5 protein-coding genes and 1 pseudogene are annotated in these 4,053 nt (G+C 64.2%); 3 read left to right on the top strand and 3 right to left on the bottom strand.

What is annotated here, in order from left to right; all coding sequences use genetic code 11:
- Nucleotides 1–218 (bottom strand): N-acetylmuramidase domain-containing protein (locus tag JCM21793_RS29010; RefSeq protein ID WP_025031820.1); only part of this gene is annotated, 218 nt, incomplete at its 3' end.
- A 161-nt stretch (nucleotides 219–379) separates the two neighbouring features.
- Here JCM21793_RS29010 and trhO point away from each other — a divergent pair.
- Nucleotides 380–1,330: an oxygen-dependent tRNA uridine(34) hydroxylase TrhO gene (gene trhO, locus JCM21793_RS22665; RefSeq protein ID WP_025031819.1), complete on the top strand. Its 951-nt coding sequence runs from the start codon at nucleotides 380–382 to the stop codon at nucleotides 1,328–1,330.
- Between the two features lie 27 nt (nucleotides 1,331–1,357).
- Here trhO and JCM21793_RS22660 read toward each other — a convergent pair whose 3' ends face one another.
- Nucleotides 1,358–2,215, bottom strand: coding sequence for an alpha/beta fold hydrolase (locus JCM21793_RS22660; RefSeq protein WP_025031818.1), 858 nt, complete (start codon nucleotides 2,213–2,215; stop codon nucleotides 1,358–1,360).
- A 69-nt stretch (nucleotides 2,216–2,284) separates the two neighbouring features.
- On the bottom strand, nucleotides 2,285–2,869 hold the full coding sequence (locus tag JCM21793_RS22655; RefSeq protein ID WP_025031817.1) for a TetR/AcrR family transcriptional regulator: 585 nt from the start codon (nucleotides 2,867–2,869) through the stop codon (nucleotides 2,285–2,287).
- A gap of 74 nt (nucleotides 2,870–2,943) precedes the next feature.
- Between JCM21793_RS22655 and JCM21793_RS22650 the strand changes: the two genes are divergently transcribed.
- Together JCM21793_RS22650 and JCM21793_RS27885 are read left to right on the top strand one after the other, a co-directional pair.
- Nucleotides 2,944–3,714: an HD domain-containing protein gene (locus tag JCM21793_RS22650; protein WP_036541600.1), complete on the top strand. Its 771-nt coding sequence runs from the start codon at nucleotides 2,944–2,946 to the stop codon at nucleotides 3,712–3,714.
- Nucleotides 3,715–3,833: 119 nt separating this feature from the next.
- Nucleotides 3,834–4,053: pseudogene (locus JCM21793_RS27885) on the top strand (tellurite resistance TerB family protein); the annotation flags it as partial.

Here is a 4,053-nt window from a genome sequence, read left to right as displayed (position 1 = left end):
GCCAGCCCCGCCGCCCGCGCCTCCGCCCGCTTACTGCCAGCAACCCTTCGGTCGAAATAATGCCCTTCGAACCGGATCACCGGCTCTGCCCGACCGCGAACCATGACATGTGATCTGCCACCGCTCTCCACCTGGGCCACTGCAAGAAGCAGGGCCGGCTCAACTCCTGCCCGGAAAGCCGCTTCGCCGATTTCCCTGATTGCTGTTTCTGAAAACATCGCTATCGCCCGTCATTGCTTTCGGCAATTATCGGTCAACACAACCAAAGGGGGATAAATTGAATATGATACAATTTTAAATGACCCGCCACGGCGCCCCGGGAATGGCAGAACTCCGCTTTTTCTTGCAAGCCGACGGGGAGAAGCGTAGGAGACCGCGCATGATTTCTTCCACCCCTGAACAGAGATTTCGCGTCGCCGCGCTCTATCGTTTCGCCGACCTGCCGCGGTATGAGGAGCTGCGTCCCGAGCTTGCAGCTTTTTGCTGCGAACGCGGCATTCGCGGCACGCTTCTTCTGGCCACTGAGGGCATCAATGGCACCGTTGCCGGCACGCCCGAAGCCATCGACGCGTTGATCGCCCATCTGGAGAAGATCCCCGCTCTCAGGGGCATCGAGGTCAAATACAGCACGGCCTCCGAAATGCCCTTCCACCGCATGAAAGTGCGGCTGAAGAAGGAGATCGTCACCATGGGTGTGCCCGAGGTCGACCCCGTCAATCAGGTGGGTGCCTATGTGGAGCCTGCCGACTGGAACGCGCTGATCGCCGATCCCGACACGCTGGTCGTCGACACCCGCAATGCCTACGAGACCGCCATCGGCACCTTCTCGCGCGCCGAGGATCCGGAAACGGAAACCTTCCGCGACTTCCCCGCCTGGGCCGAGCGCAACCTCAACCGCCTCAAGGGCCGCAAGGTTGCCATGTTCTGCACCGGCGGCATCCGCTGCGAGAAGGCCACGGCCTATATGAAGCTGATCGGCGTCGACGACGTCTATCACCTCAAAGGCGGCATCCTGAAATATCTGGAAGAGGTTCCGGCCGAAGAAAGCCTGTGGGAAGGCGAGTGCTTCGTATTCGACGAACGCGTCTCGGTGCGCCATGGTCTCGAAGAGGGCGACGCCACGCTCTGCCGCGCCTGCCGGCATCCGCTGACACCGGAGGAGCGCGCCTCCCCGCTGTTTCAGGAAGGCATCTCCTGCCCGCATTGCGCCGAAACCCGCAGCGAAGCAGACCGCGCCCGCTATGCCGAGCGCCAGCGCCAGGTGGAACTGGCCGAGAAGCGCGGCGAGAGCTTCCCCATCGGCGCGCCGTCAGAGAAGCAGAAAGCCTAGAGCAATTCCTGGAGAAGCGGGATTGCTCTAGCCCGCTGCGGCAAGATCCTCGAGGATCACGTCCGCATGGCTCCACAGAATGGCGCTGCCCTCGCCTTCAAGCTGGTGCAGCGTGCTGTTGACGAAACGGCCATCCAGCGTCGCACCAAAGTCCGGCGAATGCACCGGGCTCGTATCGGCAAGGCCGAACCACAGCGCCACCGGACAGGCAATCTCCTCGACCCGGAACGGCCAGGGCTCCATGGCAAGCCGCGTGTCACGGGCATACCCGGCTGCCCCCTGCCGAAACCCGTCCGCCAGCGCTGCGCGATAGAGCGGCGCAAACGCCTCGCCTGCATAATAGGCGCGGTCCTGCGGCCCGCTCATCGTCTCGATCATCTGCCACAGCCAGTCGGCCGTCGCGAAGGCGGCAATGTCCGCCTCCAGACGCGCCGGATCTTCCCTGGCAAGCCGCACCATATCGGCGACAGGCTCGGGCAATTGCGACAGCACTTCCGGCGCAGACAGTTCATCCTGACCTGAAACCAGCGCCACGGCCTTCGCCACCCCGGCATCCGCCAGCGCCAGCGCAAACGGCGCGCCCTGCGAAAAGCCCATGGCCAGCGCACTGTCTTCCCCCAGATCCGCCAGCAGCGCCGCCACATCCACGCTCCAGCGCTGAAAGCTCTTGTCCGGGTCCGCGTCAGACGCGCCGAGCCCTGCCCGGTCCACCGCGACAATGCGCAGGCCAAGACGCTCTGCCGCCGCGCCGCCAAACGGGATAGCGCCTGCCATCCCCGCACCGGAACAGAAAATCACGACACGGCCTGCAGGCGCGCCCCATTCATGCCAGCCGAGGCTGCGTCCATCGGAAAGGGTCAGAATATGGGAAACGACGTCGGTCACGTGAATGCCTTGCATTTGAAAATCGGGCTGGAGCCAGTGCCACCCGATGCGCCAAATGTCAAAGCCCAATCACAGGGCCTGACGCAATGCCGCAGCCACGCTGGCGCGCGCAAAGCTCTTCAGCGCCGCCTCGTCCGCACCCGCACGGGCCTGAACGGCAATGCATATCAGAACCGACACCATCAACTGCGCCAGCCCCGCCACTTCACATTCAGCCGCTTCGCGCGCGATCCGCGCCGCTAGCTGCGCCTCAATCCCGCTAATCGTGTCCGCCAGGGCGGCGGCGATCTCTTCATCAGCCGGCGCTTCCGCCGTCGCCGTGCACAGAACGAGACAGCCCGGCGCAGCCCCCTCACCATAAAAGCCGATGGCCGCGTCGAAGAACCCCGTCAGCGCATCGCCCAGAGGCCCCTCACCCGCCAGCGCCGGCGAAACCGCCTGCTCCATCCGACGCCGATAGTCTTCAAGGGCAGCCAGATACATAGCCTTCTTGTTGCCGAACGCGGCGAAAAGGCTGGGCCGGTTCATCCCCGCCGCCCGCGCGATCTCGTCCAGCGAGGCAGCGGCATAGCCGCGCAGGCGAAACGCCTCCGCAATGGCCATCAGCGCCGCTTCGCGGTCATAGGCCGGCGGGCGTCCTCGGCGTGCAATCATTTTGTACCATCTTGCATAAAATTCATCTCCGTGCATTTTTATGCGAAACAGTACAAATATCAAGGCACATTACAATGACCCAATCCCAACATCCCAAAAACGCAGCCATGGGCACGCTCGCCTGGGGGCACGGAATGGATGGAACACTGAGCAGCGGCGAGAAAATCCGCCTCATCGGCAATCTCGCCTTTGTGCAGGTGCATGCCGCACTCGACACGGTTCGCCACCGCCTTGGCCTTCTCACCCCGGCTCCGGTCTCGCTCGACGCGCTGATGCCGCCGCAGACCGCGCTGGTGGAAGATGCGCTTCAGCTCGCCACCGAGACCCATCGCGATGCGCTGCTTTTCCATAGCTGGCGCACCTATCTGTTCGGGACACTGATCGCGGCCCATGAGCGCCTCGACCACGATCCCGCCCTGTTTTTCGCCGCCGCCATCCTGCACGATATCGGCCTGACCGAGCGCCACGAGCCGCCAGTCTGCACCCGCTGTTTTGCGCTCAGCGGCGGCGAGCGGGCGCACGATCATCTCTGCGCGAAGGGACATGGCGCAAAGGTTGGCCGGAAGGTCGGCGACGCCATCGCGCTCCATCTCAACGGATGGGTGTCCGCCCGCGCCCATGGCGCGGAGGCGCATCTGGTGTCGCGCGGCGCGGTCTGCGATCTTTTCGGCGCGGGCCGCCGCCGCATCGCGCCTGCCTCGCTCGCAAAGGTTCTGGAGCGTTTCCCGCGCGACGGCGTCATCGAAGCCCTCCGGTTCGAGACAGCCGAACACAGAAGGGGTACCCGCCCCGCGCTCATGACCGGGCTGTCGGGCGGCAAGGCTCCTGCCGAGCCCTTTGAATGACATTGGACTTTCGTCTTCCCCTGCCGGTTGCATCACCCTCCAACATTGCAATGCCACAAATGCCTTCCTACCTTTTCGCCAACGCTACGGCGCAAAAGGCGCGAAACGAGGAGATGCGGATGTTTGATCCAAAGAAGCTGTTGAACGACCTTCTGGGCTCACAGGTGCCCGGAACGCAGGGAACCGTGCGCGACAAGGCGGGCCAGGCGGTTCAGCTCGCCAAGGACAATCCGCTTGCAACCGGCGCCATCGCAGCCGTCCTGTTAGGCACCAGCACTGGACGTTCCGTCACCGGCAGCGCGCTCAAGCTCGGCGGCATCGCCGCCGTGGCCGGCCTCG

The organism is Nitratireductor aquibiodomus NL21 = JCM 21793 (genome assembly GCF_000615975.1).
GTDB lineage: Bacteria > Pseudomonadota > Alphaproteobacteria > Rhizobiales > Rhizobiaceae > Nitratireductor > Nitratireductor aquibiodomus.
The sequence above is the reverse complement of the archived record's forward strand: the minus strand, read 5'-3'. Positions and strand labels throughout refer to the sequence as shown.

What these genes read in the sequence shown, in the direction of transcription:
- trhO (WP_025031819.1), top strand. Translation starts at nt 380, where the DNA reads ATGATTTCTTCCACCCCTGAACAGAGATTTCGCGTCGCCGCGCTCTAT.
- JCM21793_RS22655 (WP_025031817.1), bottom strand. Translation starts at nt 2,869, where the DNA reads ATGATTGCACGCCGAGGACGCCCGCCGGCCTATGACCGCGAAGCGGCG.
- JCM21793_RS22650 (WP_036541600.1), top strand. Translation starts at nt 2,944, where the DNA reads ATGACCCAATCCCAACATCCCAAAAACGCAGCCATGGGCACGCTCGCC.